25 protein-coding genes are annotated in these 26,364 nt (G+C 60.1%); 16 read left to right on the forward strand and 9 right to left on the reverse strand.

All coding sequences use genetic code 11. The features are described from left to right. Window positions 1–107 precede the first annotated feature (107 nt). The 8 genes from AACW87_RS06610 (at window position 108) to AACW87_RS06645 (ending at window position 6,771) form a co-directional block, all read left to right on the forward strand. On the forward strand, window positions 108–848 hold the full coding sequence (locus AACW87_RS06610; protein WP_043134710.1) for a heme ABC transporter permease: 741 nt from the start codon (window positions 108–110) through the stop codon (window positions 846–848). 2 nt (window positions 849–850) lie between these two features. Then, a complete protein-coding gene (gene ccmD / locus AACW87_RS06615; protein ID WP_042872035.1) occupies window positions 851–1,057 on the forward strand; it encodes a heme exporter protein CcmD in 207 nt (68 codons plus the stop codon). Next, window positions 1,054–1,545 carry a cytochrome c maturation protein CcmE gene (gene ccmE / locus AACW87_RS06620; protein ID WP_042872036.1) on the forward strand — a complete coding sequence of 164 codons (492 nt, stop codon included), beginning with the start codon at window positions 1,054–1,056 and terminating at the stop codon, window positions 1,543–1,545. Before ccmD ends, ccmE begins: the two co-directional genes overlap by 4 nt. Before the next feature lie 82 nt (window positions 1,546–1,627). Continuing rightward, entirely contained in the window at window positions 1,628–3,583 is a 1,956-nt protein-coding gene (locus tag AACW87_RS06625; RefSeq protein WP_241324532.1) for a heme lyase CcmF/NrfE family subunit, read from the forward strand. Further along, the gene (locus AACW87_RS06630) at window positions 3,580–4,110 is read left to right on the forward strand and encodes a DsbE family thiol:disulfide interchange protein (RefSeq protein WP_042872041.1); all 531 of its coding nucleotides are present in this window, start codon (window positions 3,580–3,582) and stop codon (window positions 4,108–4,110) included. Before AACW87_RS06625 ends, AACW87_RS06630 begins: the two co-directional genes overlap by 4 nt. Window positions 4,111–4,121: 11 nt before the next feature. After that, complete coding sequence (locus AACW87_RS06635) at window positions 4,122–4,601, forward strand: cytochrome c-type biogenesis protein (protein ID WP_241324533.1); 480 nt, start codon at window positions 4,122–4,124, stop codon at window positions 4,599–4,601. Beyond that, window positions 4,598–5,878: a c-type cytochrome biogenesis protein CcmI gene (gene ccmI, locus AACW87_RS06640; RefSeq protein WP_241324534.1), complete on the forward strand. Its 1,281-nt coding sequence runs from the start codon at window positions 4,598–4,600 to the stop codon at window positions 5,876–5,878. The genes AACW87_RS06635 and ccmI overlap by 4 nt, the downstream gene beginning before the upstream one ends. 80 nt (window positions 5,879–5,958) lie before the next feature. Further along, window positions 5,959–6,771: an MlaA family lipoprotein gene (locus AACW87_RS06645; RefSeq protein ID WP_241324535.1), complete on the forward strand. Its 813-nt coding sequence runs from the start codon at window positions 5,959–5,961 to the stop codon at window positions 6,769–6,771. A gap of 113 nt (window positions 6,772–6,884) precedes the next feature. On the opposite strand, the gene sodB is transcribed toward AACW87_RS06645, so the two are convergent. Beyond that, window positions 6,885–7,469, reverse strand: coding sequence for a superoxide dismutase [Fe] (gene sodB, locus AACW87_RS06650; RefSeq protein ID WP_005319233.1), 585 nt, complete (start codon window positions 7,467–7,469; stop codon window positions 6,885–6,887). Between the two features lie 286 nt (window positions 7,470–7,755). Here sodB and AACW87_RS06655 point away from each other — a divergent pair, with 286 nt between their 5' ends. After that, the gene (locus tag AACW87_RS06655) at window positions 7,756–8,100 is read left to right on the forward strand and encodes a Grx4 family monothiol glutaredoxin (RefSeq protein WP_043134716.1); all 345 of its coding nucleotides are present in this window, start codon (window positions 7,756–7,758) and stop codon (window positions 8,098–8,100) included. A gap of 65 nt (window positions 8,101–8,165) precedes the next feature. On the opposite strand, the gene AACW87_RS06660 is transcribed toward AACW87_RS06655, so the two are convergent. Continuing rightward, the gene (locus AACW87_RS06660) at window positions 8,166–9,377 is read right to left on the reverse strand and encodes an RsmB/NOP family class I SAM-dependent RNA methyltransferase (protein WP_098984593.1); all 1,212 of its coding nucleotides are present in this window, start codon (window positions 9,375–9,377) and stop codon (window positions 8,166–8,168) included. 209 nt (window positions 9,378–9,586) lie between these two features. On the opposite strand from AACW87_RS06660, the gene AACW87_RS06665 reads away from it, so the two are divergent. The 7 genes from AACW87_RS06665 (at window position 9,587) to AACW87_RS06695 (ending at window position 19,012) form a co-directional block, all read left to right on the forward strand. Beyond that, the gene (locus tag AACW87_RS06665) at window positions 9,587–11,563 is read left to right on the forward strand and encodes a reprolysin-like metallopeptidase (RefSeq protein WP_241324536.1); all 1,977 of its coding nucleotides are present in this window, start codon (window positions 9,587–9,589) and stop codon (window positions 11,561–11,563) included. After that, window positions 11,560–11,883 (forward strand): hypothetical protein, encoded by a 324-nt coding sequence (locus AACW87_RS06670; RefSeq protein ID WP_043134719.1) that lies wholly within the window; start codon window positions 11,560–11,562, stop codon window positions 11,881–11,883. Before AACW87_RS06665 ends, AACW87_RS06670 begins: the two co-directional genes overlap by 4 nt. Before the next feature lie 159 nt (window positions 11,884–12,042). Beyond that, window positions 12,043–12,681, forward strand: coding sequence for a pyridoxamine 5'-phosphate oxidase (pdxH, locus tag AACW87_RS06675; protein WP_241324537.1), 639 nt, complete (start codon window positions 12,043–12,045; stop codon window positions 12,679–12,681). 44 nt (window positions 12,682–12,725) lie between these two features. Next, window positions 12,726–13,340, forward strand: coding sequence for a glutathione S-transferase family protein (locus AACW87_RS06680; protein ID WP_043134721.1), 615 nt, complete (start codon window positions 12,726–12,728; stop codon window positions 13,338–13,340). Further along, window positions 13,340–14,974 (forward strand): GNAT family N-acetyltransferase, encoded by a 1,635-nt coding sequence (locus AACW87_RS06685; RefSeq protein WP_241324538.1) that lies wholly within the window; start codon window positions 13,340–13,342, stop codon window positions 14,972–14,974. Before AACW87_RS06680 ends, AACW87_RS06685 begins: the two co-directional genes overlap by 1 nt. 32 nt (window positions 14,975–15,006) lie before the next feature. Continuing rightward, the gene (locus AACW87_RS06690; RefSeq protein WP_016350073.1) at window positions 15,007–15,516 is read left to right on the forward strand and encodes a GNAT family N-acetyltransferase; all 510 of its coding nucleotides are present in this window, start codon (window positions 15,007–15,009) and stop codon (window positions 15,514–15,516) included. A gap of 628 nt (window positions 15,517–16,144) precedes the next feature. Then, entirely contained in the window at window positions 16,145–19,012 is a 2,868-nt protein-coding gene (locus tag AACW87_RS06695; protein ID WP_241324539.1) for a hypothetical protein, read from the forward strand. 150 nt (window positions 19,013–19,162) lie between these two features. Here the strand turns inward: AACW87_RS06695 and AACW87_RS06700 are convergent, their stop codons facing one another. The 7 genes from AACW87_RS06700 to AACW87_RS06730 all read right to left on the reverse strand — a co-directional run bounded on the left by AACW87_RS06700 (window position 19,163) and on the right by AACW87_RS06730 (window position 26,332). Continuing rightward, window positions 19,163–19,576, reverse strand: coding sequence for a hypothetical protein (locus tag AACW87_RS06700; protein WP_241324540.1), 414 nt, complete (start codon window positions 19,574–19,576; stop codon window positions 19,163–19,165). Window positions 19,577–19,761: 185 nt separating this feature from the next. Next, window positions 19,762–20,892: a ribosomal protein uL16 3-hydroxylase gene (locus AACW87_RS06705; protein WP_241324541.1), complete on the reverse strand. Its 1,131-nt coding sequence runs from the start codon at window positions 20,890–20,892 to the stop codon at window positions 19,762–19,764. 165 nt (window positions 20,893–21,057) lie between these two features. Then, window positions 21,058–22,428, reverse strand: coding sequence for an adenylosuccinate lyase (purB, locus tag AACW87_RS06710; RefSeq protein ID WP_042872066.1), 1,371 nt, complete (start codon window positions 22,426–22,428; stop codon window positions 21,058–21,060). 190 nt (window positions 22,429–22,618) lie between these two features. After that, window positions 22,619–23,230 (reverse strand): high frequency lysogenization protein HflD, encoded by a 612-nt coding sequence (hflD, locus tag AACW87_RS06715; protein WP_241280300.1) that lies wholly within the window; start codon window positions 23,228–23,230, stop codon window positions 22,619–22,621. Between the two features lie 253 nt (window positions 23,231–23,483). Next, window positions 23,484–24,590 carry a tRNA 2-thiouridine(34) synthase MnmA gene (gene mnmA, locus AACW87_RS06720; RefSeq protein ID WP_241324542.1) on the reverse strand — a complete coding sequence of 369 codons (1,107 nt, stop codon included), beginning with the start codon at window positions 24,588–24,590 and terminating at the stop codon, window positions 23,484–23,486. 318 nt (window positions 24,591–24,908) lie between these two features. Then, on the reverse strand, window positions 24,909–25,388 hold the full coding sequence (locus tag AACW87_RS06725; RefSeq protein ID WP_241324543.1) for an NUDIX hydrolase: 480 nt from the start codon (window positions 25,386–25,388) through the stop codon (window positions 24,909–24,911). Beyond that, window positions 25,388–26,332: a pseudouridine synthase gene (locus tag AACW87_RS06730; protein ID WP_445206847.1), complete on the reverse strand. Its 945-nt coding sequence runs from the start codon at window positions 26,330–26,332 to the stop codon at window positions 25,388–25,390. The genes AACW87_RS06725 and AACW87_RS06730 overlap by 1 nt, the downstream gene beginning before the upstream one ends. Between the last annotated feature and the right edge of the window lie 32 nt (window positions 26,333–26,364).

The raw sequence follows: 26,364 nt of genomic DNA on the forward strand, positions 1-26,364 counted from the left end.
TAGATCAAGAGGATGGCTGCTTATTGCTTTCGGGGGATGTGATGTTTTCCGGCAGTGGGTATGGTAGGCCTCGCCACTATATTAATAACAGAAAGGTTTTGTGAGCTATGTGGAAATGGTTGCACCCTTACGCTAAACCCGAGCGCGCCTATCAGCTGGCAGGGACCTTGCTGCCCTGGTTTGCCGTGACAAGCCTGCTGGCGTTCATCATAGGCACCCTCTGGGGCCTGGCTTTTGCGCCCGCTGATTATCAGCAGGGTGACTCCTTCCGGATCATCTACATTCATGTGCCGGCCGCCATCCTCTCCATGGGGGCTTATTCCACCATGGCGGTGGCCGCCTTCATCGGGCTGGTGTGGCAACTGCGGATGGCCGACATGACGGTGGCCGCCGTTGCGCCGGTCGGCGCTGTGTTCACCTTCATAGCGCTGTTTACCGGCGCCGCCTGGGGCAAACCCATGTGGGGCACCTGGTGGGTATGGGATGCCCGTCTCACCTCTGAGCTTATCCTGTTGTTCCTCTATCTGGGGGTGATCGCGCTCTACAACGCCTTCAGCGACAAGGTGCTGGCCGGTCGCGCCGCCGGCATTCTGGCCCTGGTGGGGGTGATCAACCTGCCCATCATTCACTACTCGGTGGAGTGGTGGAACACCCTGCATCAGGGCGCCAGCATCACCAAGTTTGACAAGCCCTCCATCTCCCCCGAGATGCTGTGGCCGCTGCTCATCATGATACTGGCCTTTGCCACCTTCCTCGGGGCCCTCTCCCTGATGCGTTTTCGCAACGAGCTCTTGATGCGGGAGTGGCATCGCCCCTGGGTCAAAGAGATTGCCGAGCAGGAGAAGTAAGCATGCACTTTGCCTCTTTCAGTGACTTCATGGCGATGGGCGGCTACGCCTTCTATGTCTGGCTCTCCTTCGGTCTGACCCTGATCTGCCTGGTCGGCATCGTCATTTCCACCCGGTTGAAGACCCGCAGCCTGCTCGGCGAATTGCGCAGCAAGCAGGCCCGCGAGACCCGCCGCAAGGCGGCCCAGCAGATGGAGAACACCCTATGAACCCGAGACGCAAGAAACGCCTCACCATCATATTGGCGATAAGTCTTGGCCTCGCCGCCGTGATAGGCCTGGTGCTCTATGCCCTCAGCCAGAATATCGATCTCTTCTACACCCCGAGCGAGCTGGTGGAGGGCAAGGGACCGGACAAGATCAAGCCGGAAGAGGGGCAGCGCCTGCGCATCGGTGGCCTGGTGGTACCGGGTTCTGTGCAGCGGGATCAGCAGAGCCTCAAGGTGGCCTTCAAGCTGGTGGACAACGGCGGCCATCTGGTGACCGTCGAGTTTGACGGCATACTGCCCGACCTGTTCCGCGAAGGGCAGGGCATAGTGGCCCAGGGTACCCTCAAGAACGCCACTACGGTGGAGGCGTTCGAGGTGCTGGCCAAGCACGATGAGAACTACATGCCGCCGGAAGTGGCCGATGCCACCAACGGCATGCACTTCAAGCCGGAATATACCGAGGCGCAGTTGAAGGGAGCCAAGCAATGATCCCGACAGCATTCGCACCGTTTTCACCATTTCAAGCCGGTTTACAGGTTCGTGCTGCGGCTCATTTGAAAGGAGTTCAGCCATGATCCCGGAATTAGGACAGTTTTCACTGATCCTGGCCTTTGCCACCGCCCTGCTGCTGGGCGTCTATCCCTTGCTCGGTGCCCAGTGGGGGCGGCTCGGCATGATGTTGGCGGCCCGTCCGCTGGCCTATGCCCAATTCCTGCTGCTGCTGCTGTCATTCCTGTGCCTGACCTGGGCCTTCATCGACAATGACTTTACCGTGCAGTACGTGGCCACCAACTCCAATACCCTGCTGCCGCTGGCGTATCGGATCTCCGCCGTCTGGGGCGCCCATGAGGGCTCACTGCTGCTCTGGGTACTGACCCTGGGTGGCTGGACCGCGGCTGTGGCCCTGTTCAGCCGCAGCCTGCCGCTCGATGCGGTGGCGCGGGTACTCGGTGTGCTGGGGCTGATCTCGGTCGGCTTCACCGCCTTCGTGCTGTTCACCTCGGATCCTTTCACCCGCACTCTGCCTTACTTCCCGGTGGATGGACGCGACCTCAACCCGCTGTTGCAGGATCCCGGCCTCATCTTCCACCCGCCCATGCTCTACATGGGCTATGTGGGCTTCTCGGTCGCCTTCGCCTTCGCCATCGCCTCCCTGATGACGGGGCGCCTCGACGCCACCTGGGCGCGCTGGTCCCGTCCCTGGACCATGGCGGCCTGGGTCTTTCTGACACTCGGTATCGTGCTGGGCTCCTGGTGGGCTTATTACGAGCTTGGCTGGGGTGGCTGGTGGTTCTGGGATCCGGTGGAAAACGCCTCCTTCATGCCCTGGCTGGCGGGCACAGCCCTGCTGCACTCGCTGGCGGTGAGCGAGAAGCGAGCCACCTTCAAGGCCTGGACAGTGCTGCTGGCGCTCTCCGCCTTCTCCCTGAGCCTGCTCGGCACCTTCCTGGTGCGCTCCGGCGTGCTGGTGTCGGTGCATGCGTTTGCCTCCGACCCGACCCGCGGCCTGTTCATTCTGGGCTTCCTGCTGGCGGTGATCGGCAGCTCGCTCTTGCTGTTCGCCTTCAAGGGCTCCCAGGTGAAGAGCCACGGCAAGCACGAGCTGTGGAGCCGCGAGACCCTGTTGCTGTGCAACAACATCATGCTGGTGGCGGGTCTGCTGACCGTGCTGCTCGGCACCCTGTTGCCGCTGGTGCACAAGGAGCTGGGGCTTGGCAGCATCTCCATCGGGACTCCCTTCTTCAACCACATCTACAGCTGGCTGATCATTCCGTTTGCCCTGCTGCTGGGGATGGGCCCGCTGTTCCGCTGGCGCCGTCAGGATCTGGGTGAGCTCAAGGGCAAGGTGATACTGGCGCTGGTATTGAGCCTGGCCGCTGCCTTCCTGCTGCCGCTGCTGCTGGCCGAGGAGTTCAAACCCTGGGCCGCGCTCGGCATTGGTCTTGGCACTTGGATCATAGTTACCAGCATCCAGGAGACTTGGGTGCGCGCCACCCACAAGCACAGCTTTGCCGTCGGCGTGCGCCGGCTTGGCAACAGTCACTGGGCCATGATCCTGGGCCACGTGGGGCTCGCGGTCAGCATCATAGGCATCGCCTGTACCCAGAACTACAGCATCGAAAAGGATCTGCGCATGCAGGCCGGCGATCGGGTGCACTTTGCCGACTACGAGTTCGTCTTCACCGGTATCAAGGAGAAGAACGGCCCCAACTACGACGGCTTCAAGGGGGTGCTGGAAGTGCACAAGGATGGCAAGCAGATAGCCCTGCTTAAACCCGAGAAACGCATGTACAAGGTGAGCCGCATGCCGATGACGGAAGCGGCCATAGACGCAGGTTTCACCCGGGATCTCTATGCGGCGCTCGGCGAGCAGCTCGACAACGGCGCCTGGGCGGTGCGGATCTACTACAAACCCTTCGTGCGCTGGATCTGGTTCGGCGGCGTCTTCATGGCCATAGGCGGCGTGCTGGCGATGCTGGACAAGCGTTACCGTTTCGGCCGTCGTGACGAGGAGGCCAAGGCATGAGCAAGAAGACCTGGTTGTTTCTGATCCCCTTCATCATCTTTCTGCTGGGGGCCGTCTTCCTGTTTCGCGGGCTCTACTCAGACCCCACCAAGCTTGAATCCGTGATGGTGGGCAAGGAGGTGCCGGTGTTCACCCTGCAGGACATCTATGACCTGAACAAGCAGCATGACAGGAGCATCCTCAAGGGACGCCCCATGCTGCTCAACGTCTGGGCCACCTGGTGCCCGACCTGCTATGGGGAGCATACCTACCTCAAGCAGCTGGCGGGGCAGGGGATCTACATAGTCGGCATGAACTACAAGGACGAGCGCGCCAAGGCCATCAACTGGCTGGCGGAGCTCGGCAATCCCTACCAGATCAACCTGTATGATCCGGATGGCATGCTGGGGCTGGATCTGGGGGTCTACGGCGCGCCCGAGACCTTCTTCATCGACAGCCAGGGCATCATCCGCTATCGCCACGTGGGGGACGTCAACCCCGAAGTCTGGGCGTCGACCCTCAAACCCATCTTTGATGCCATGAAGTGAGGGAGAGCCTGATGAGAGTATTGATTGCATCCCTGCTGTTGCTGGCAGGATTGGGTGGCGCCGGTCAGGCGCTGGCCGCCATCGATGTCTACACCTTCGACAACGATGCCCAGGAGCAGACATTTCGCGAGCTGACCAAGGAGCTGCGTTGCCCCAAGTGCCAGAACCAGGACATAGCCGATTCCAACGCCGGGCTGGCCAAGGATCTGCGCGACAAAACCTATCAGATGGTGCGCGAGGGCAAGGAGAAGCAGGAAGTGGTGGACTACATGGTCGCCCGCTACGGCAACTTCATTCTGTATAACCCGCCACTGATGGCGTCGACCCTGATCCTCTGGCTGGGCCCGCTGCTGGTGATCATCATAGGTGTCGTCACTGTGGTGGTGCGCAGCCGCCGCCGTCCCGCGGCGGCCAGGCCGACGGATAGCGCCCTGAGCGCGGAGGAGCAGCGTCGTCTGACTGCCCTGCTCAAAGAGGAAGAGAAACAATGACCGCATTTTGGATAGTGATCGCGGCCCTGCTGGTGCTGGTGAGTCTGGCGCTGGTACTGCCGCTGTGGCGCGGCGAGGGCAAGCAGAGCATCAGCCGTTCGGCCCTCAACAAGCAGCTCTATCGCCAGCGTCTGCTGGAGATTGGCGAAGAGCGTGAACAGGGCATATTGGCGGAGGAGCCGGACTCTCTGGTCGAGCTGCAACGCAGCCTGCTGGACGACATTCCCGATGTGGAGCAGACCGCCCGGGGTGGCAAGAGTCTGATCTGGATCCCGGGTGTGCTGGTGCTGGTGGTGGTGAGTCTGGGACTCTATTACCAGCTTGGCTCCTGGCGGGAAGTCCAGCGCTGGCAGGATGCCAACAGCCGGCTCGGTGAGCTGAGCAACCGCATCCTGGTGGAGCGGGATGCCCAGGTAACCGAGCAGGATCTGATGGACTTCATGCTGGGCTTGCGCACCCGTCTGAAAGACGAACCGAACGATTATCGCGGCTGGCTGCTGCTGGGTCGCCTGTCGCTGGATGGCAATGATCCCGAGATGGCCCGTGAGGCGCTGGAGCGGGCCTATGCGCTGGCACCACAGAAGGCCATGGTGGCCGTGCCCTATGCCCAGGCGCTGATGATGACAGGGGATGACGCCCAGGCCGATGAGCTGCTGCGTAGTGCTATTGCGCTGGATCCGGCCAACATAGAGGCGCGTTCCGTCTATGCCTTCATGGCGCTGCAAAAAGAGGACTTCAAGACGGCGCTGCTGCGCTGGCGCGAGATGTTGCCGCTGATGGAGAAGGGCTCGACCCGCTACGCCATGGTGGAGCGCTCCATCGACTATGCCGAGCAGCAGCTGAAGCAGCGTGGCATGGCGGCGCCAGGCGTGCCGGTGACCCAAGGCGAACAGGCACAGAGCCAGGCGCCTGCCCAGGTGCTGGAAGTGAAGGCCGGTGAGTTCCCGCTGCATGTCACCCTGGCTCCCGGCATCCAGTTGCCGGAGGATGCCCATCTGTTCGTGTTTGCGGTGATCCCCAACGGTCCGCCCATGCCCATCGCGGTCAAGCGCATCCCGGGTCCCCAGTTCCCGCTGACCCTGTCACTGGGGGATGGCGATGCCATGATGGAGGGCAGCAAGCTCGCCACCTACCCGCAGTTGCAGTTCAAGGCGCGGCTCTCCCGCGGTGGCAACGTCATGAACAAGGAGGGGGCGTTTGAAGGGGTATCGGCTCCGATCCCGACGGACGCCATTCCGTCAGCACCGATTGACATCCGCATCGATCACGCCCTCTAATACTCCTTTGGCCCGGCCCCTCGATGGGGCCGGGCTACCTATAATTCAGATTAATCACAATAAAAAGCTAGGACTTCCATATGCATGTGCGTTTAGGGGCATTGATGGTGGCCTTGTTGCTGGGTGGCTGTGCAGGTGGCCCGCCCAAGCCGGGTCCCGAAAGCCTTGACCTCAAGGAGACCCCGAGTCGACCAGAGGCGACCAGCACGGCCAGCGATGGCCGTGACCCGTTCCAGGGGGCCAACCGGGCCATGTGGGCGGTCAACTACGATGTGCTTGAGCCCTATGTGGCCCGCCCCGTGGTGCATGGCTATGCCCGCTATATTCCGCAAGGGATGAAGGACGGCATCGAGAACCTGGTCGAGAACTTCAACGAACCGAGCAGTATGGTCAACCACCTGATCACGGGGGATCTGAAGGGGGCGGGGACCAACCTGGGCCGCTTTACCCTCAACACGACCGTAGGGCTGCTGGGGATCTTCGATGTGGCCAAGCATACAGGGCTCGAGCGCAACAAGCTGGAACTCAATACTGTGCTGGGGCGTGCCGACATCGGTGATGGCGCCTATCTGATGGTGCCCGTCTACGGCCCGACCACGACCCGCAAGCTGGTGGGGGACACCATAGATACCATTTACTTCCCCTATGCCCTGCTGACCTTGCCGCTGCGCATCACGCACTGGGCGCTGGATGGCCTGGGTACGCGCTCCAAGCTGATCGATCAGGAGCGGATCATTGACAACGCGCTCGATCCTTATGCCCTGACCAAGGACTTCTATCTGCAATACAACCAGAACAAGGTGACGGGTCGCCAGACCGAGATCAAGCAGGAGCAGAAGGAGAAGGTGGACGACACCAATCTGGATGAATACCTGGATGAAATCGATCAGTGATGCCACTGGTTGTGCAACAAAGGCGCCTGTGGGCGCCTTTTTCATCTCGGTGCCGCGAATGCCGCCCATAAAAAAACGCCCCGCAGTGCGGGGCGTTTGGCAAGAAGCGGCTATCAGGCAGCCAGGTTCTTGGCCACGAATTCCCAGTTGACCAGAGTCCAGAAGGTTTCCATGTACTTGGGACGCAGGTTGCGGAAGTCGATGTAGTAGGCGTGCTCCCACAGGTCGACGGTCAGCAGCGGGGTAGTCCCGGCTTCGGTCAGCGGGCAGCCGGCGTTGGAGGTGTTGACGATGGCCAGGGAGCCGTCGGCTTTCTTCACCAACCAAGTCCAGCTGGAACCGAAGTTACCGATGGCAGACTTGGTGAACGCATCCTTGAACTCGGCAAAGGAGCCGAACGCCTTGTTGATGGCATCAGCCAGGGCGCCGGTCGGCTCGTTGCCGCCGTTCGGGGAGAGGCAGTGCCAGTAGAAGGTGTGGTTCCAGATCTGGGCGGCGTTGTTGAAGATGCCGCCAGTGGAGGTCTTGATGATCTCTTCCAGGGACTTGCCTTCAAACTCGGTACCCGGCACCAGGTTGTTCAGGTTGACCACATAGGTGTTGTGGTGCTTGCCGTGGTGGTATTCCAGAGTTTCCTGGGAGATGTGCGGTTCCAGAGCATTGATTGCATAGGGCAGAGCGGGAAGTTCGAATGCCATTTTCTACTCTCCATTGGCTGGCCGTGCGAAGGCGACGGTTGCAAGACATTGCGTACTCTTTTCTATTTTGAAAAGAATTGTTCTTGAAATGATGGGGCCAAACGGCCCAAAGCCCATCGATTGTACCAGCATCAAAGATGGGCTAACAACTCTTGATTCTCGCCATGACTTGGATCAAGCTGCGGCGTATTGATTCATCACTTCTTGCATCCGGGACGGTTTGTCAGTTTGTGGTCTGCCCGGATTGCAGTAGAATGGCCGCCGAAATCGCTCTAGTGAGGCACCTATGGAAACTATTGAAAAGATCAAACAGCAGCTGGCTGACAATCCCATCATCCTTTACATGAAGGGTTCCCCCAAGCTACCCAGCTGCGGTTTCTCTGCCCAGGCCTCCCAGGCTCTGATGTCCTGTGGCGAGCCGTTTGCTTACGTCGACATACTGCAAAACCCGGACATCCGTGCCGAGTTGCCGAAGTTTGCCAACTGGCCCACCTTCCCGCAGCTGTGGGTCGAGGGTGAGCTGGTCGGTGGCTGCGATATCCTGATCGAGATGTTCCAGGCCGGCGAGCTGCAGACCCTGATCAAGGAAACGGCCGCCAAGCACAAGCAGGATGACGCTGCCGCCGAATAAGGTCGCATCTGCATCATGCAAAAAGGGGAGCCAATGGCTCCCCTTTTTTTATTCCACGACTGGCATCAGGCGATGCGTTCGATCCGTGCCATGTAGAAGCCGTCAAAACCGGTCGCGGACGGGCTGACGGTGTGGTCATCCCGCAGACGATAGTTGTCGTTGGCAGCCAGGAACTTGTCCACCTGCTGGCGGTTCTCCTGGGGCAGGATGGAGCAGGTTGCATAGACCAGCAGGCCGCCGACCTTCACCATCTGGCTGTAGCGCTGCAGGATTTCCTCTTGCAGGGCGACCAGCACAGGCAGCCGCTCGGCGGTGTCGCGCCACTTGGCATCCGGGTTGCGCTTGAGCACGCCCAGGCCCGAGCAGGGCACGTCCAGCAGCACGCGATCGGCGGTGCCTTTGAGGCGCTTGACAGTCTTGCTGCTCTCGATGACGCGGGTTTCCACGTTGTGGGCACCGGCGCGGCGGGCGCGCTGCTTGAGGTTTTCCAGCTTCCACTCTTCCACATCCATCGCCAGCAGACGGCCCTTGCCGTTCATCATGGCGGCGATGTGCAGCGTCTTGCCGCCGGCGCCGGCGCAGGCGTCGATGACGCGCATGCCAGGCGTCACTTCCAGCGCGGCAGCCACCAGCTGGGAGCCCGCATCCTGCTGCTCGAAGCAGCCATCGGCAAAGGCCTTGGTGCGGAACAGGGCGGCGTCCGAGGTGACCTGCAGGGCGGTATCCACGCCCTCAACGGGAATAGTAGTGACATGCTCTTTGGCCAGAATGGCCTGCAGCTCTTCACGGGTGCACTTGAGGGTGTTGACCCGCAGGTAACGCTTGGGCATCCAGGCCAGGGCGGCGCGCTCGGCAGGCCAGGCCTCGCCGAGCTGCTCGCTGCCCAGTTTTTCCAGCCAGCTGGGGCAACCGTCCATCAGCACGGGGTTCTTCTTCGCTTCGGTCAGGCGGCGACGGAATGCCTCCTCATTGAAACGATCCAGGGTCGGATGGTTGGGTTGAGCTATCTTGTGAAAAGCGTGCCAGCTGTGCAGTAGCGGCCAGACATTCTTCTCGGCCTGACGTACCTGAATGCCAGTCAGGGCGCAATAGAGGCTGAGGCGACGCAGCAGATCGCCAGTGACCAGAGCAATCCTTGCCTGTTCTTGCGGTTTGAGTTCGATGCCGGAGAAGTGACGGGCATAGGCGCGGTCCAGAGTGAGACCCTGGCCCAGCACATCGTCAACAATGGCAACGATCAGGTCCCCGAAACGGGGCAACAGTGGGGATTTGAGCATGAGATTAACCTTGGTCAGATAAAGACGAACTGTCGTCATGGTGACGCAGCTCTAAAACTGATAAATCCGCGCAATGATAGGGGCTAGACAGGGTTGGTGCAACACTCCCCATTCGGGGAATATACAGACGATGGCGCTGGACTAATCAGACCAGCAGGAAAATGATGCCGGTTGTAGTTCAGGTGAGTGCATTTAAAAGGACTAAAAAGATGCAGTTAATGAAATATTCTCCCTTGGCGCTGGTCGTGGCCAGCCTGATGAGCTCGGGTGGCCTCGCGGCCAAGGAGTGGAACACGGTGGCGGCGCGCGCCACGGCGGCGGACGGCTATGAAGTGCGGGCCAACCAGTTCCGGGTGGCCAAGGTGCCCCTCGATTACTTTGCCGGGCTGCAGGCCGGGGCGCGTCAGCTGACCCTGCCACTGCCGGACGGGGGTGAGGTGAGCTTCACCCTGCAGGCCTATGACCTGCTGCCCGCCGATCTCGCCGCCAAGTATCCCGAGATCCTGACCTTCAAGGGCCATAACCCGGCGGCGCCGGTGGAGACGGGTCGCTTCGACCTGGGCCCGCAAGGTTTCCACGCCATGTTCACCCACCAGGGCAAGACGGTGTTCGTCGATCCGCTGCGCAATGCCGAAGGCTATGCCGTCTATTACCAGCAGGATGCCTACAGCCGGCTGGAAGAAGAGGCCGACAAGGTGATCGGGGCCGACGCCAAAGCCCTGGCCCGCAAGGTGCAAGTGGATGGCAACGAGCGCAAGCGCTACATCATCGCCATCTCGGCGGCCGGGGAGTATACCCAGTTCCACGGGGGCTCCAAGGTGCTGACCATGGGCGCTCTCGCCACCCTGCTCAACCGGGTCAACGAGGTGTACCAGCGTGACGTTGCTGCCGAGTTCCAGCTGGCCAGCGGCAATGACGCCATCATCTTTACCGATCCGGCGAGCGATCCGTTCAACAATGACGACACGGATGTCGATGTCAACGGTGCGGTACAGGCCAATGCGCAGACCTTGCCCAGCGGGGCGCTGGGACCATTCGACATAGGCCATGTGGTCAACACGGGCGGTGGTGGTCTGGCCGGATTGGGTGTGCTCTGTACGGCCACCAAGTCGGATGGCATGACGGGTTCATCCACCCCGGTGGGGGATGCCTTCTTTATCGACTATGTGGCCCACGAGATCGGCCACCAGTTCGGTGCCGATCACACCTTCAACGGCACCACTGGCAGTTGTGGCGGTGGCAACCGTGAGGCGGCACAGGCCTGGGAGCCGGGCAGCGGCACTTCCATCATGGCCTATGCCGGTATCTGTGGTGACGAGAACATCCAGCCCCACAGTGACCCCTATTTCCACAGCAAATCCATCGAGCAGATGCGGGCGCACATGGCAACCGTGCCGACCTGCGGCACCACGCTGCCCCTTGCCAACAATGCTCCCCAGGCGGCTGCCGGGGCCGGCCATATCATTCCCGCCAATACCCCGTTTGTGCTCAAGGGGGCCGGGGCTGATCTGGACACGGATCCCCTGACCTACACCTGGGAGCAGATTGATCTGGGCAACCCGTCCAGCAGCGCCCTCGACATGATCGATGACGGCTCCCGTCCGTTGTTCCGCTTCGTGTCGCCGACCAGCTCGCCGGAGCGGATCCTGCCGAGCCTGCCATCCCTGCTCTCCGGCTCGCTGGCCAAGGGCGAGGCCTGGCCCACCACCAACCGGGATCTCAACTTCCGGCTCACGGTGCGTGACGGCAAGGGCGGCGTCGCCAGCGATGACATGAAGGTGCAGGTGGTCAACACCGGCAGCGCCTTCCGCCTGACCAGCCCCCTTGGCGTTATGGTGACGCCGGGCGCCAGCCAGGCGGTCGGCTGGGATGTGGCTGGCACCAGCGCAGCCCCGATCAACTGCAGCAAGGTAGACCTGTCCGTGACTCAGGATGAGGGCGCAAACTGGGCGACCCTGGCCACCGGCCAGCCCAACAGCGGCTCGGCTACCGTCACCCTGCCGGCCAAGCTCACCAGCAGCGTCAGGTTGAAAGTCGCCTGCAGCGACAACATCTTCTTCGCCATCAGCCCGCTCAAGTTGCCTGTGGTGCAAAGTGGCGGCAACTCGGGCGGTGGTGGTGGCGGTACGCTCGGTTTCTGGACACTGGCGCTGGCCCTGCTCGGCTGGCAACGGAGGCGGGCATGAGAGTCACCGGCTTGCTGCTGCTCACGCTGCTAGGGGGTTGTCAGGCGGATGCCGACACCCTGGAGCAGGCGGTCAGCGCCAGCCTTGCCAGGCAGGATTACCGGCTGATAGTGCGGGCCGGGCGTGGCGAAGTGGCGCCCGGCATTGCGACCGGTGAGCAGGAAGCGGCCAAGGCGCGCTGTGGCGTGCGTTATCTGGAGGGCTTGGGGGATGTCATCAAGCCCGATCAGAAAGAGGCTCAGGCCAGGCTGAGGGCCTATGCGGCCGAATATAACCAGCGCATGCTGGCCCATTGTCCACCGGCCGCCGGCAAGCAATAAGCCCGCAGCCGGGTGTGGGCAGAAAAGGGGAGGCGCAAGCCTCCCTTTCTTTTTTGGGCGCTGGCATTTGGCCGCCCTGAGGCTTGTACCCATGGCGTGCTCGTCGCACAATGCCAGCACGCATGGCCGCATCGGCGGCAAGAGAGAAGGAAAATCAAGATGATGGATGTGGCTGATCTGCGCCGTGAATACACCCGGGGCGGATTGCACCGGGCCGATCTGCCGACCGACCCCCTGGCACTGTTCGAGAAGTGGCTGGCCCAGGCCTGCGAGGCCAAGTTGACCGATCCCACCGCCATGGTGGTGGCGACCGTGGATGCGGAGGGGCAACCCTGGCAGCGCACCGTGCTGCTCAAGCACTACGACGCAGAGGGCATGGTGTTCTACACCAACATGGGCAGCCGCAAGGCGCGCCAGCTGGAGGGCAACCCCCGCATCAGCCTGCTCTTCCCATGGCATACCCTGGACCGCCAGGTGCACGTGACCGGCCGGGTGGAGAAGATGAGCACCTTCGAGGTGATGAAGTACTTCCACAGCCGCCCCAAGGACAGTCAGATAGCCGCCTGGGTTTCCCAGCAGTCGACCCGCATCTCGGCCCGTGGCGTGCTGGAGGCCAAATTCCTCGAACTCAAACAGAAATTTGCCAAGGGCGAGGTGCCCTTGCCGAGTTTCTGGGGCGGCTTCCGAGTGGTCATCGACACGGTCGAATTCTGGCAGGGTGGTGAGCACCGGCTGCACGACCGTTTCTACTACAGCCGTGAAGGGGAAGGCTGGCACATAGAGCGGCTGGCCCCCTGATCCCCCGCTTATCCTCTGCAATCCTGTGCTGACAAGGAGTCTGTATGCGTCTGTATGGCGATCTGAGATCCGGCAACTGCTACAAGGGCTGGCTGCTGGCCCGCTGGCTGGCATTGCCTCTCGACTGGGTCTCTGTGGATATCCAGGCCGGTGACACCCAAACCCCGGCCTTTCTGGCCATGAATCCCAACGGCAAGATCCCGGTGCTGGAGCTGGCCCCCGGCGATACCCTGGCGGAATCCAACGCCATCCTCTTCTATCTGGCGCAGGGCTCGGCGCTCTGGCCGGCGGAGCCGCGTCAGCAGGCCGAGGTGCTCAAGTGGCTGTTCTTCGAGCAGTACAGCCACGAGCCCTACATAGCGGTGGCGCGCTTTATCGTTCACTATCTGGGCCGCCCCGAGTCCCAGGAGGCGCGACTCGACGGCCTCAAGGCCGGTGGCGAGCGGGCGCTGGCGGTGATGGAGCAGCAGCTCAAGCGAACCCCCTATCTGTGCGGCGAGGCACCGACCATCGCCGATATCGCCCTCTATGCTTACACCCATGTGGCGGAGGAGGGGATCTTCTCGCTGCAGGGCTGGCCCGCCATCCAGGCCTGGATCGCCCGCATAGAAGCCCATCCTCGTCACCTGAGCCTGCCTGCGGCCTGTCAGGCCGGCTGATGGAGCTGCTGATCGAACGGGCGCTGTGGCAACCCCATTGGGCCCAAGTGCTGCAGGCCTGGCAGCGGCAGGGCCATCGCTGGCAACTGCTGCTCAGCAAGGAGGCCGAGTCCCATCTGGCAGAGGAGGATGATCTCTGGTCCACCTGCCGACCCGATGGCCTCCTCTCGGCCACTTCGCTGCTGGCCGCCTGGCTCGACGGCGATTTGATCGCGGATGGTCAGGCGGACCCCAGCCGCCAGATCCTCATCAGCGCCTCTGCCTCCCTGCTGACCCTGGCCAAGGAGAGCGGTCTGCTTACCCTGGGTCCGCTCGGGGCCGATCTGGTGCTGACCGCGGACGACGACATGGGCGCCGTGCTCAACCGCCTGCTCGCCCGCCGTTTGACCGTGCCCCTGCTGCGTGAGCCCGCTGCTGCGTCCTCCTCGGCTGCGCTGGTGCTGCGGCCGCTGCTGGCCGACGACGAGGCCGCAGTGGTGCGCTACTGCGGTGACGAGGCGCTCTCCCGTTATACCCTCAACATTCCCCACCCCTACCCGCCGGAGGGGGCCAGTGACTGGCTCGTCGGCAGTTGGCGCAAGGCGGCACTGGGGCTGGGCTGGAGCTGGGCCATGACGCTGCCACTGGGGGAGGAAGTGGCCCCGCTGGTCGGGGTGATCTCGCTGCACTGGAACGGCGAGCTGGCCTGGTGGGTCGGCGTCCCCTGGCAGAACCAGGGGTTGGCCACCCGGGCGGCGCAGCGGGTCAAGTCCTTTGCATTCGACACCTTGCAGCTGCCGGCGCTGACCGCGCGCCACATGCCGGGCAACCTCGCCTCCGGCCGGGTGATGGCCAAGCTCGGCATGCACTATCGCGGGCTGCGCGGCCGAACCGCCCAGCAGCCGTGCGAGGTGAGTTATTGGCGACTGGACAGGGCCATCAGCCTGCCCGAGCCAGTGACCCGGCAACTGGCGCCCTGGCTGGCGGACGGGCGGGTGGCCGTGGCTATCCTGCAGGGTGCCGATGCACAGACAGGGTTGGAACATGGCCGCCCATCGCAGCTCACCCTGTTTCTGGATGAGCAGGGCTATGATCCCGACTCGCCGGGGGTCGCCTCTGATGATGGGGCCAGGTTCGATGTCATCTGCTATCCGCTCAGTGAGCTGGATCTGGCCGAACCCGAGCGGCTGCCTCTGCTGGGTGGTGTGCTGCTCAAGGACAGGGATGAGCAGGGGCTTGCCTGCCTGCTGCAACTGGCCAGCCTGCGGCGTCAGGGGCCCGTCCTGCTCACCCGCGCGCAGCGACAGCAGCGGCTCGGCTGGATTGGCAAGATGGCGCGCCGCACCGGCCTGCCCGCGACCGAGGCCAGTGCCGGGGAGGCGGTGGCAGGGCGCTATCGCCAGCTCTGGCTGCTGGTGGAGCTGCCTGCCCTCATCGATGAGCTGGCCGGGCATTGGCATCAGGGGCCCGAGCTGGCGCTGGCACGGCTTGAGCGAGAGGATGCCGGGCTGTTTGCGGCCTACCGCGAGGCCATTGACACCCTGACGCCGGCGGCCTTGCTGGGGTTGCTGCGGCAACTTGCGGCTCGTTTTCCTGAGTCCACCCTCCCATTTCTGGACAAAGGTGCTCAGGCTGACCGGCACTTTGTGGAATAATGCCCGCTCTGCTGTACGAGGAGTAACGCTGTATGCTGAGAACCGAGCGCCCCGGCGACATGTTGCCGGTCTATGAACTGGTGAGCGCCGCCTTTGGCCGTTCCGATGAGGCCGAACTGGTCAACCGCCTGCGCGAGTGTGGCGCCGCCGTGGTGACCATGGTCGAAGAGGAAGAGTACGAGTTCATGGGGCACCTGATGCTGAGCCCGATCACCATTAACGGCCTGGAAGGGCCCTGGCTCGGCTTGGCGCCGGTGGCCGTGCATCCGGATTGGCAGGGGCAGGGCATAGGCTCGGATCTGGTGCGTGAGGGGCTGGATACGGCGCTGGAGATGGACTGGAAGGCGGTGGTGGTGCTCGGCGACCCGACCTATTACGGCCGCTTCGGTTTTCGTCCCGCCAGCGAGTTCGGCCTGCACTGCATCTACGAGGTGCCCGCCGACTGTTTTCTGGCGATGGAGCTGCAGGAAGGGGGGCTGGCCGGCATGGCCGGCGAGGTGCTCTACCACCCGCTGTTTGACGAGCTTCCCGAAGAACAATGAGCAAAGCAACGGCAGCCCTTTGGCTGCCGTTTTGTTATCTGAATGAGCAGCAAGCGCTCTGCCTTTCCCCCTCGAATAGCCGATGAGTCGCTGTACTCCCCCGCTTAATCATCCTGGGCAATATCCGCGACCATGCAATTGAGTAAACGCATCTTGGCCCCGTATCGGGATATACGGAGCAAGTCGCCATATCCCTGAATATGACGGTGCTGACTCGCTGTCTGATTGCACGTCGTTGCATTTTTCCGGACGTGTTTCGTTGCAATATCTTGTTACAATTTTGCTCTCAGCAAGATCTGTTTTTGTCTAACGGGTAACATTTTCTGGTTTGACCTCATTATTGATGTTTGACTCAAATGAGGATGTAAAGGTAGGTTGTGAAATATATAAACAAGGAGGCCCGGCGCGATTGCCATGGTCTTGATTATCTATACCTGCCCTTGTCTTATATATATTAGTAGCGTTGCTGTCATATGCGTATCAATCATTCTGATACGGTAACCTATTTTATTTTCTCACCGGAAAACAACAACCATATGCTCGGTCATGATGATATGCCTGCCCAGCTATTGTCTGAAGATATCGATCAATCTGGAAAAACCATTGAGCACTGATAGGGATATATTATATGAAAAAACTTTCAGAAATAATCCATCGTGAAGTTTCACAGGGTCGTCGCGATTTCCTCACTTTCTCTTCCATGTCATTGCTTGGCTTGGCGGCGAGCAGCGTTTTTCCTGCCCCGGTGAAGGCCGCTATTTCTATCCTGAATAGTGGCACTTTCGCCGAACTGGATGCGATCGACTTTTACGTGATGGCGTCTAACCAGCCCACCGTTGATTCAAATCGGGTCAACTTTGTACAAGAAACCGATGAGGCTCAATATCTTGCACAGGTGATGTTTCAAGAGTTGATGAAATTCGAATTCCAGTATCAGAACAGCACATTAAGTGCAGACTTGGGCGCTGGCATGAAGCCTAATAATAATGTGCTGACAATGAGTGATGGCATCAACTCGGTCAACGCTATTTTCAACAGCAATCGACGCTATTTTACCGATAATATGGTTGAATATGTGAGTGGCTTGTTGCAGCACTCATATAGCAAACAAAAAGATGTCACAGTGGCTGACCGGAAGCTGTATAACTCTTGGGATATGGTGAAGGTAAATGCGAATATCAAGCAAGCAGAAAAGGGGGCGCAATTTAAAGAGATTATCGATCAGCTATACTCTGTCGCCACCCATTATTGTCAAAATGGAAAGTTAACCGCCTACAAAGCAGGGGGAGAAAACTGGGCTCGTCAACTTATCGGGCACTACTCCAAGAATGAGGTGTTAGACGAACTTATCAGTTCTTTTAAAGTTCAGGAGTATCTGGGGTCAGGCTCATCGTTTGAAAAGGCGATGTGGAAAGTATATAACACCATCAATAAAGTAAGAGCGCTTAATATCTCATCCGGTAGTCACATCTCCAGTGATGAGCTGAAAAAATTTGAACGCACCATGGCGGGTTCTGTTTACAGCGGGTTTGCCATGAACATGAGCTGGGGTCACCAAAGCGAGAAATACACAGTCCTGGCCAACAGGAGAAATTTCGATGATGTGGTGACCTTGTTGAGAAATGAAAGCGGTACTCAGCGCACCTTCTGGAACAATTTCTTCAACCAAAATAGCCCGGATAGCTTCTGGAATGAACTGAATAATATGAGCTTGAGAACGAGCACCTTGCAGGATGGGGATGCCCGGCAGCGTATTCTTCAAAGATACCCTGCTCTGGCAGGGGCGACGGGCAGCATGGCTCCCACAGCCTTCTCCGGTGTGGCTCCCGCTGCCTTCTCCATAGATTCATTCCTTTCCGTGTTCACCTTGTTGCTGGGGGTGGGCAACTTTACCTGGTTGACGGCGACCGATCGGGAGGAATGGAGCAACCCTGTTCCTTTGATGGAGTTGGGGGCGGCCCTTTTTGATGTGACATTGAATCTGATCCAGCTCGGTCGGTTCCTTGATAAAGTGACCATGTTTATTTATGGCAATGGTGAAGGCATCATAAATAGCATAGCCATTAATATGGGGAAATTCAGTCAATTCTTGAGCAACCTTACAGCCAAAGGCCAGCATCTCACGAATGTGCTAGAGCGGCAGATAGCCAGCAAGATGTTTCTCGCCACTCAAAATATCGCTCGGGTTATCAATATATGTTTTATTGGATTGGCGGCGCTGGGGGCAGCCCTGGCCGCGTATAACCTATATCAGGCTGTCGAGGGCGGGGATGTTGGGGATATTATATTTGCTGCAATAAATATGTTGGTCGCCACTGTGGCGTTGGGCGTTGCCATTGCCTCTTTTATGGGGGTTGCCATTGCCGGCCCCTTGGGTATTATTATTGCGGTGATAGGCATAGTGGTGGCCATCGCCCAGTGGATCTACTCGTTACTCAAGAAAGAAGAGATCAAACCTACCCCAATCGCGAGATATACCAACGAATATATTAAACCACGAGGGCTTGAGTATGAAGACCTTGGTGCATATATTTGCCGGGTATCCAGTTACTGGAAGCGTACTCTGGTATGCGCATTCGATGCAAGGACCATGAATACCGATTGGGATTACGTCCCAAGTATCGCTGATCATGATAACCCGATTTATACTCAGCCAGGGGCATTGGTAACCTCCCCAAGAAATGGCAAGATTTATAACTTTGCCAATATTCAGAAGCCAGGCTACGGAAATATATCGAATTTCTTCACGGCGGGAGCCACAACCCCAATCAGTAACTGGCGGCCGGGGAGTGATTTGCAGACCTGCTGGCATGCCGTTGAGAGTCAGGCAAGCAATAATAGTCGCGCCGCAATATTCGTGGTGCTAGGCAACGGCTCAAGCTTTTCACGCGCCTTCTTGACCTCTCATCTGGAAGATGCCCCGACAAGTAGCAATGAGCTGACGAGTCAATTAAATCTGGAGTGGCAAGAATATCCGCTGGATGTGGTTGCCATCAATGGCCTTGATGAGACCATGTTCCTTATCTTTACTACCCGACACATCTATCAGGTGAAAGGTGGTGTAGCACGCAGGATAATATCTGACTTTGTCGGTCAGCGCGATGCACCGATAACCTATGGTCTGAATGCACTGGCACTCGGTACCAACGTGAATTTGATCTATCGGTTAAATGGTCTGCAGGCTCCCGAGACCCGCTACCATTATCTGCTGACCCGGGATGACAATGGTGACTATACCAGTATGAAACTACTGCGGACCATCAATAATCCCCTGTCCTCAGACTCGCCGATAGTTGGCAGGTTGTTCAAGAAAACCAACGATCTGGTTTCGCGGATGGACTTTATGTATCACGATGGAAAAAGTGGTTATGCCCGCTATGGCGCAATTATGAATAAGACTGGCGATGCCTCATTGTCATTGCACAATGGGGTTGAGTTTCAGGTGCCGGATAATGGATTCAGATCCTTCTACAAGAATGCATTTATTCCTAAATAACGCAGCCAGTACCCTCTCAATCTCTGGGCCATGAAGGGCCCGTATTGAGCGTGACAGTGCCGCAAATAAGCAGCGCCCTTATCGGCAAAACTCAAAAGCCCTCAGCGAGGGCTTTTTTTAGGTTATCCCACGCTCTGCACTGGGTCTTGCTCAGGCGCTGGTATCGAGCAGGTTACCCTTGCGATCCTCGGCACCCGTCATGCCCTCCAGCTGTTTTCCAAGCGGGCTCTGCCGGTATTGCAGGTAGTCGATGCGCACCTGCTGGCGCTGGTAGCGATTCTCCATCCGATAGATGTCGGTGGCGCTGGGGGCGGTTGTTTCACTGCTCTCCTGCCCGCTTGCTTGCAGGTAACGCTCCACCACGGCTTTATCCTGCTGGTGGGCGGCATAGGAGACTGCCATGGTTCTGCGGGCGCTTGCCTTCTCCTCGCTCTGCGCCTGCACCTCATCCTTCTTGTCCAGTGCCTGGTTGCGGGCCTGATTGATCTGCTCAGGCGTTACGTCGGGGTAGGAGGGATACTTGCTGTAATCGGGCAGCGGCATGGGCCGGGAGCTGATCTGCATGGTGACGCTTCTCTTCTGAACAGGGACGGACGCATGATACTGGTCCGGTTTCGCTCAAGAAAGCACCATCTGTTTGCTCGTCAAGAGTGGGTTCAGCTTCGCGAATCGATTGTTAATTGTACTGCCGCGGAGTAACAAAAAAGGCGCCATCAAGGCGCCTCTGTCGTTTCTGTCAGTCAGCCAAATCAGCTGAAGAACCAGTAACCACGGTTGACCAGACGGGTCAGCAGTTGCAGGAAACCGGCCTGATCGGTAAGCGTAACCATGTCGGCCTGAGTGATGATGTCCTTGTCGCACAAGAGCGAAATGGCGGCTGCATCTTCGCTTGCCAGGGTCCAGGTTTCGCCGTCGATATAGCACTGCTGACTGTCGCCGCTGAACCAGACGGTACGCAGGCCAGGCACCTTGATGGCGGGCTCGCCCTGGGTCAGCAGGTCGGCCACTTCCTCGGCGCTGTAGTCAGGCTCGACCGGATTGACGTCCAGATCGTGCTTGGCCTCGGAGATCATGGTGCCGAACCACTCCTTGAACAGGGTCTCGTCATCGAGGGCCTGCTGCATCAGCTCGCGCAGACGGTGCATCTCATGGGGCAGGATCTCGCCGTGGCGGGCGCGGGGCTTGAGATCCCCATCGCCGTAACGCTCGGTGCGCACCTCGTTGTCGATCAGGTGATCGGCAAAGGAGGAGATGAGCGCCTTGGCATCCGGCGCCCGGAAGCCCACGGAGAAGTTCATGGAAGGCTCGATGGCGTAGCCTTCGTGGGGGAATCCAGGCGGAATGTAGAGGATGTCGCCCGGCTCCATGATGACGTCGATGATCGCCTCGAACGGTTCGCAGTGCAGCAGGGCCGCGTGGGCGGCAAACTCGTTGAGAGGCTTGGCATCGCCGACGCGCCAGTGACGCTTGCCAAGGCCCTGGGTGATGAAGACGTCGTAGTTGTCGATGTGGGGACCGACCCCGCCGTGAGGGGTGGAGAAGCTCACCATCACGTCGTCAAAGCGCCAGCCCGGAATGAACTGGAACGGCAGTGCCAGCTCGTTGACCTCGGGGGCCCAATGGTTGCAGGCCTGCACAAGAATGGTCCAGTTCTCTTCCCCCAGGTGATCATAAGATTCGAAGGGGCCGTGGGCCGCTTCCCACTTGTTGTCGAAGCGGGTCACCAGACGGGATTCGATAACCTCTTCCATGGCCAGACCCGCCAGCTCGTCCGGGCTGATGGGATCCTGAAAATTCTTGAAGCCGCCCTTGATAAGGAGCGGGCGCTTCTGCCAGTAATGCTCGAGGAAGTGAGCGATATCCAGATTGAGTTCGTACATAGGTCTTCTCGTCAAAGGGTTCGACAAAGGTCAAGAGAGGTCTTGCCAGAGGCGGCTGCCGGCCTCGGGCAAGCCCTCTTGCAAACTGTGTATAGGGTGTCACATAAAATAACCGGGGCCCTGTTGCAGATCATGCACAGGGCCCCGGTAACGTCATTTATCCGCTTATTTCAGCAGATCAACCAGACGCTGAGCCTGACCGATATAGTTGGCCGGGGTCAGTTTCTTCAGCTCGACCTTGACCGCTTCCGGCAGTTCGAGGGTGTCGATGAAGGTACGCATGCCTTCGGCATCGACGCGGCGGCCACGGGTCAGCTCTTTGAGCTTCTCGTAGGGCTTCTCGATGCCGTAGCGGCGCATCACTGTCTGGATCGGCTCGGCCAGCACTTCCCAGTTGGCATCCAGATCGGCGGCCATGGCACCGGCGTTGGCTTCCAGCTTGGAGATGCCCTTCAGGGTCGCCTGATAGGCAATCAGGGAGTAACCGACCGCCACACCCAGGTTGCGCAGCACGGTCGAATCGGTGAGATCACGCTGCCAGCGGGAGATGGGCAGCTTGGAGGCCAGGTGCTGGAACACGGCGTTGGCCAGACCCAGGTTGCCTTCTGAGTTCTCGAAGTCGATGGGGTTGACCTTGTGCGGCATGGTGGAGGAGCCGATTTCGCCCGCCACAGTGCGCTGCTTGAAGTGACCCAGCGAGATGTAGCCCCACACGTCCCGATCGAAGTCGATGAGGATGGTGTTGAAGCGAGCCATGGCGTCGAACAGCTCGGCGATGTAGTCGTGCGGCTCGATCTGGGTGGTGTAGGGGTTCCAGTTCAGGCCGAGCGAAGTGACAAACTCCTCGGAGAACTGGTGCCAGTCCACTTCCGGATAGGCGCTGACGTGGGCGTTGTAGTTGCCGACCGCACCGTTGATCTTGCCGAGGATCTCCACCGCCATGATCTGCTTGAACTGGCGCTCCAGGCGATAGGCGACGTTGGCCATCTCCTTGCCCATGGTGCTCGGGGTGGCCGGCTGGCCGTGGGTGCGCGACAGCAGCGGCATGTCACGGTACTCATGGGCCAGACGCTTGAGCTCGCTGATGAGCTTCTCGCAGTAAGGCTTGATGACCTCGTCACGGGCGGTTTTCAGCATCAGACCGTGGGAGTTGTTGTTGATGTCTTCCGAGGTGCAGGCGAAGTGGATGAACTCGCTGACGGCAGCCAGCTCGGGGTTTACTTCGACTTTCTCCTTGAGGAAGTACTCCACCGCTTTCACATCATGGTTGGTGGTGCGCTCTATCTGTTTGATGCGGGCGGCGTCACTCTCGTTGAAGTTGAGGACTATGCCGTCGAGCAGGGCGTTGGCGGCCGCGCTCAGGGCAGGGACTTCCGGGATCCCGGCGTGGCTGGCCAGTTTCTGCAACCAGCGCACCTCAACTTCGACGCGAAAACGCAGCAGGCCGAATTCGGAGAAGATAGGGCGCAGGGCATCGGCCTTGTCGCCATAACGACCGTCAATCGGGGAAACAGCAGTCAGCGCGGACAGCTCCATGGGGTGAACTCCTGATGTTTGGTGTGGGGGATTCTCATCAACTCGCGCGCCTGTTGCTAGGCCGTCATCAAGGCTCATGTGCTGCTCGCTTGTTGGTAACCGAGAGTTCTCATTTATCGACATAAACTCCGGTACCTGCGCTGCGCTTCACCTTGCTTCCGGCTTCTCACGACGGAGCCCGAGCCGATTCTTAAAAACGTTTGGCCAATTCCACCATCTTCTTGCGAGCGAAGATGATCTGGGTGCGGCTGCCGCCGAGCTGGCGCCACAGCACGCAGGCACGTATGCCCGCCAGCAGCAGGGCGCGCACCTTGTGCTGCACCAGCGGCTGCTGCAGGAACAGCGGAGTGCCCGCCACCTGGATTCTGGGGCCAATCGGGCTGATAAGATCGCTGTAGATGCTCGCCATGTTGGCCAGGATCTGCTCGTCGAGCAGATCGAAATGCTGTTGCTGGCGGCCGATCTGACCGATCCGCTCCCCCAGCATGTTGAGTATGTCCTTGCGCTTGGCCAGCTTGCGCTCCAGTGCGATCAGGCTGACCACGTAGCGGGTCAGCTCGGCGTTCTTCTGGCTGCCGTCGGCGCCCAGCTGTTCGACCAGGGCGCGATAGCCATCACGAATGGCCAGGTGGTTGCCGAACACCTCCAGCGGCTGCTTGGGGTCGGTCACCAGCACGCTTTGCAGGCTCTCGCGCAGCGAGGCCTCGTCGCAGCTGCCGTCGCGGGCTACTTTCTGTACCAGATAGGCTGCCTGGCAGATGCCGGCAAAGGCCATTGTTCTGTCTTGGAATTTGTCAGTCATATGTTCACGGCCCTGTCTTGTTCGTTCACCGGCTGATGCCGCCGAAGGCCATGATCCGGCCTTGGAATTTGTCGGTCATATGTTCACGGCCCTGTCTTGTTCGTTCACCGGCTGATGCCGCCGAAGGCCATGATCCGGCCTTGGAATTTGTCGATCACGTTCGCGGCCTTCTGTTAATTATTCAAAGCACATTCAAGCCCGCTGGCCGAATGCGGTCTGCAAAGGGCCGCGCGTTGCGGCCCTCGTTGTTCATTTATACCGGGTGGCTGAAACGCTGTTCTATGATGCCGCCGCCCAGGCACTCTTCCCCGTCGTAGAAGACGGCGGACTGGCCCGGGGTCACCGCAGCCTGCTTCTCGTCGAAGATGACCCTGATGGTCTCATCGTCGATGGGCTGAATGAGGCAGGGGATGTCCTGCTGGCGATAGCGAGTCTTGACGGTGCAGCGGCGCGGGGCGCGGATCGGGGTGCGATCCACCCAGTGCAGCTGGCTGGCAACCAGGCCGTCGGAGTAGAGGCGGGGATGCTCGCCCTGCGCCACCACCAGCACGTTGCGCTCGACCTCTTTGTCGACCACATACCAGGCCTCTTCGGTGGCGTCTTTGCGACCCCCTATGCCGAGCCCCTTGCGCTGACCCAGGGTGTGATACATCAGGCCCTGGTGCTCGCCGATCACCTTGCCGTCCACGGTTTCGATGGGGCCGGGCTGGGCGGGCAGGAACTTGGCCAGGAAGTCCTTGAATTTGCGCTCACCGATGAAGCAGATGCCGGTGGAGTCTTTCTTCTTGGCGGTGATGAGATCCAGCTGCTCGGCGATGCGGCGCACCTCCGGCTTCTCCAGATCCCCGACCGGGAACAGGCTCTGACCCACTTGCTTTTCGCTCAGGGTGTAGAGGAAGTAGCTCTGATCCTTGTTGCTGTCGAGACCGCGCAGCAGGCGCGGGTGGCCTGTGCTGTCGTCACGGCGCACGTAGTGGCCGGTGGCTATGTAGGTGGCACCCAGCTCTTCGGCGGCAAATTCGAGGAACGCCTTGAACTTGATCTCCTTGTTGCACAGGATATCCGGGTTCGGCGTGCGGCCTGCCTTGTACTCTTCGAGGAAGTGCTCGAACACATTGTCCCAGTACTCGGCGGCGAAATTGATGGTATGCAGTTTCATACCCAGCTTGTCGCAGACGGCCTTGGCATCAGCCAAATCCTGGGAGGCAGAGCAATACTCGTCCGTGTCGTCTTCTTCCCAGTTCTTCATGAACAAGCCTTCGACCTGATAACCCTGCTGCTGCAGCAGGTAGGCCGAGACGGAAGAATCCACGCCGCCGGACATGCCGACGATCACCTTGATTTGGCTGTTGTCTGTCATTAGTCGAAGTTACCAGTTCGTTTAAACGGGGCGTATTCTACCAGAATTTCGCGCCCCCGGTCACATATCCATGCCCTGGCTCCCATCGGGCGCGCAGCGGCAGGAAATCGTTTTTCTATTTGTCGGCACCATGATGAAAAAATGGCGCCAAACGACATCACATGGCCTGTTCACGATCTGTCACGAGAGGCCGGAAGCTCGGTAAAGAGCAGCGCAGGAACCGGAGTGTGTAAATACACATGAGCTTTCCTGATTACAAACAAGCGAGCAGCACATGAGCCTTGATCACGGCCTCGCAGCAAGATCGTGGGCAGGTTCTCAAATAAAGGCCTTGAGGGCCGACAGTGGCAAGCGGGTGCCCCCCAGATAATCCTGGATGCACTGCCACACCAGCGGGCTGCGCAGGGCCGGTTTGCACTCGGCTATCTCCTCCAGGGTGAGCCAGTGGCAAGCCAGCACGTCGCCGTCAGGATCCTCTGGATGGTGCTGACCCGGCGCCTTTTCAAGGTCGAAGATGACGGCGGTGCGCACAAAGGTGGCCTCGCTGTCGGCCGGTTTGAACAGATAGGTGCCTAGCCAGGCGCTGGGGGCGGCGGTCAGGCCCGTCTCTTCTTTCAGCTCGCGGCAGGCCGCTTCAATCAGGTTTTCGCTCGGTTCCACATGGCCGGCGGGTTGATTGAAGCGGCGCTGGCCCTTGATCTCCTCCTCCACCAGCAGAAAGCGGCCCTGCCAGTGCACCAGGGCGGCAACCGTCAATCTGGCTTGCATTCTCTCTTCCATCGGCGGGTGCTTGATCATCATGACTCCTTGTCTGTGGTGTGACGGGCAGGACGGCGGGCCGTGCCGCGACCGCTGCTGCGGGGCTTGCCGCCGGTCGGGCTAGTGGTCGATGCTGTGCTGCGGGGCCGTTGATCCCGTCTCGGTTGGTTTGCCCGCCGTGGCGTCTCGCCTGCCGGTTTGGCTGCGCTGCCATCCGAGCGGGGTGATGAGGGTTTGCGCTGGCGCTGGGCCGGCGCCAACTCGGGGGCGGGCAGGCTGCGGCTCTGCCCGGGGGCCAGCCCGTCTTCTTGCCAGTTACCCAAGTTCCAGTCGCCGATGGCGTAGCGAATGAGGCGCAGGGTGGGGTGACCGATATGGGCCGTCATCCGTCGCACCTGACGGTTGCGCCCCTCGATGATTTTTATCTCCAGCCAGCGGGTGGGGATCTCCTTGCGCTCGCGAATGGGCGGAGTGCGCGGCCACACAGCGGGCACGTCCATGAGCCTTGCCTCGGCGGGCAGAGTCATGCCGTCGTTGAGCTCGACTCCGGCGCGCAGGGCGGCCAGCGCCTCCTCGCTTGGGATCCCTTCCACCTGCACCCAGTAGGTCTTGGGGGTCTTTTCCCCCGGCTGGGTGAGGCGCGCCTGCAGCTTGCCGTCGTTGGTGAGCAGCAAGAGCCCCTCGCTGTCTCTGTCCAGCCGGCCCGCGGCATAGATGTCGGGCTCCTTGATGTAATCCTTGAGGGTCTCCCGCCCCGCCTCGTCGGTGAACTGGCAGAGCACCATGTAGGGCTTGTTCAGCAGCAGCAACTTGCGATCGGCGGGGTCCACCTGCGGTTTCTGCCCGGCCTGTTCAGCCTCGTGTGCGTGCCGGGTGCCGGCCCGCGAGCGGGCAAGACCGGGCCGGTTGGCGTCATCCTGTGCGGTGCGGCCGGAGGCGGTCGTGCGGCCTTGGAGGGAGAGACGGGGGCGGGCAGATTTCATCGCATGCATACCAAAAACAGGGGATGGCGCAG

It is taken from the genome of Aeromonas sp. MR7 (assembly GCF_963899385.1).
Classification (GTDB): domain Bacteria; phylum Pseudomonadota; class Gammaproteobacteria; order Enterobacterales; family Aeromonadaceae; genus Aeromonas; species Aeromonas bestiarum.

Coding starts and splice junctions, on each gene's coding strand:
- pdxH (WP_241324537.1), top strand. CDS start 12,043: ATGATGGATGTGGCTGATCTGCGCCGTGAATACACCCGGGGCGGATTG.
- AACW87_RS06705 (WP_241324541.1), bottom strand. CDS start 20,892: ATGTACGAACTCAATCTGGATATCGCTCACTTCCTCGAGCATTACTGG.
- AACW87_RS06670 (WP_043134719.1), top strand. CDS start 11,560: ATGAGAGTCACCGGCTTGCTGCTGCTCACGCTGCTAGGGGGTTGTCAG.
- hflD (WP_241280300.1), bottom strand. CDS start 23,230: ATGACTGACAAATTCCAAGACAGAACAATGGCCTTTGCCGGCATCTGC.
- ccmI (WP_241324534.1), top strand. CDS start 4,598: ATGACCGCATTTTGGATAGTGATCGCGGCCCTGCTGGTGCTGGTGAGT.
- purB (WP_042872066.1), bottom strand. CDS start 22,428: ATGGAGCTGTCCGCGCTGACTGCTGTTTCCCCGATTGACGGTCGTTAT.
- AACW87_RS06610 (WP_043134710.1), top strand. CDS start 108: ATGTGGAAATGGTTGCACCCTTACGCTAAACCCGAGCGCGCCTATCAG.
- ccmD (WP_042872035.1), top strand. CDS start 851: ATGCACTTTGCCTCTTTCAGTGACTTCATGGCGATGGGCGGCTACGCC.
- AACW87_RS06700 (WP_241324540.1), bottom strand. CDS start 19,576: ATGCAGATCAGCTCCCGGCCCATGCCGCTGCCCGATTACAGCAAGTAT.
- mnmA (WP_241324542.1), bottom strand. CDS start 24,590: ATGACAGACAACAGCCAAATCAAGGTGATCGTCGGCATGTCCGGCGGC.
- AACW87_RS06685 (WP_241324538.1), top strand. CDS start 13,340: ATGGAGCTGCTGATCGAACGGGCGCTGTGGCAACCCCATTGGGCCCAA.
- AACW87_RS06730 (WP_445206847.1), bottom strand. CDS start 26,332: ATGAAATCTGCCCGCCCCCGTCTCTCCCTCCAAGGCCGCACGACCGCC.
- AACW87_RS06665 (WP_241324536.1), top strand. CDS start 9,587: ATGCAGTTAATGAAATATTCTCCCTTGGCGCTGGTCGTGGCCAGCCTG.
- AACW87_RS06625 (WP_241324532.1), top strand. CDS start 1,628: ATGATCCCGGAATTAGGACAGTTTTCACTGATCCTGGCCTTTGCCACC.
- AACW87_RS06680 (WP_043134721.1), top strand. CDS start 12,726: ATGCGTCTGTATGGCGATCTGAGATCCGGCAACTGCTACAAGGGCTGG.
- AACW87_RS06690 (WP_016350073.1), top strand. CDS start 15,007: ATGCTGAGAACCGAGCGCCCCGGCGACATGTTGCCGGTCTATGAACTG.
- AACW87_RS06645 (WP_241324535.1), top strand. CDS start 5,959: ATGCATGTGCGTTTAGGGGCATTGATGGTGGCCTTGTTGCTGGGTGGC.
- sodB (WP_005319233.1), bottom strand. CDS start 7,469: ATGGCATTCGAACTTCCCGCTCTGCCCTATGCAATCAATGCTCTGGAA.
- AACW87_RS06695 (WP_241324539.1), top strand. CDS start 16,145: ATGAAAAAACTTTCAGAAATAATCCATCGTGAAGTTTCACAGGGTCGT.
- AACW87_RS06725 (WP_241324543.1), bottom strand. CDS start 25,388: ATGATCAAGCACCCGCCGATGGAAGAGAGAATGCAAGCCAGATTGACG.
- AACW87_RS06630 (WP_042872041.1), top strand. CDS start 3,580: ATGAGCAAGAAGACCTGGTTGTTTCTGATCCCCTTCATCATCTTTCTG.
- AACW87_RS06635 (WP_241324533.1), top strand. CDS start 4,122: ATGAGAGTATTGATTGCATCCCTGCTGTTGCTGGCAGGATTGGGTGGC.
- ccmE (WP_042872036.1), top strand. CDS start 1,054: ATGAACCCGAGACGCAAGAAACGCCTCACCATCATATTGGCGATAAGT.
- AACW87_RS06660 (WP_098984593.1), bottom strand. CDS start 9,377: ATGCTCAAATCCCCACTGTTGCCCCGTTTCGGGGACCTGATCGTTGCC.
- AACW87_RS06655 (WP_043134716.1), top strand. CDS start 7,756: ATGGAAACTATTGAAAAGATCAAACAGCAGCTGGCTGACAATCCCATC.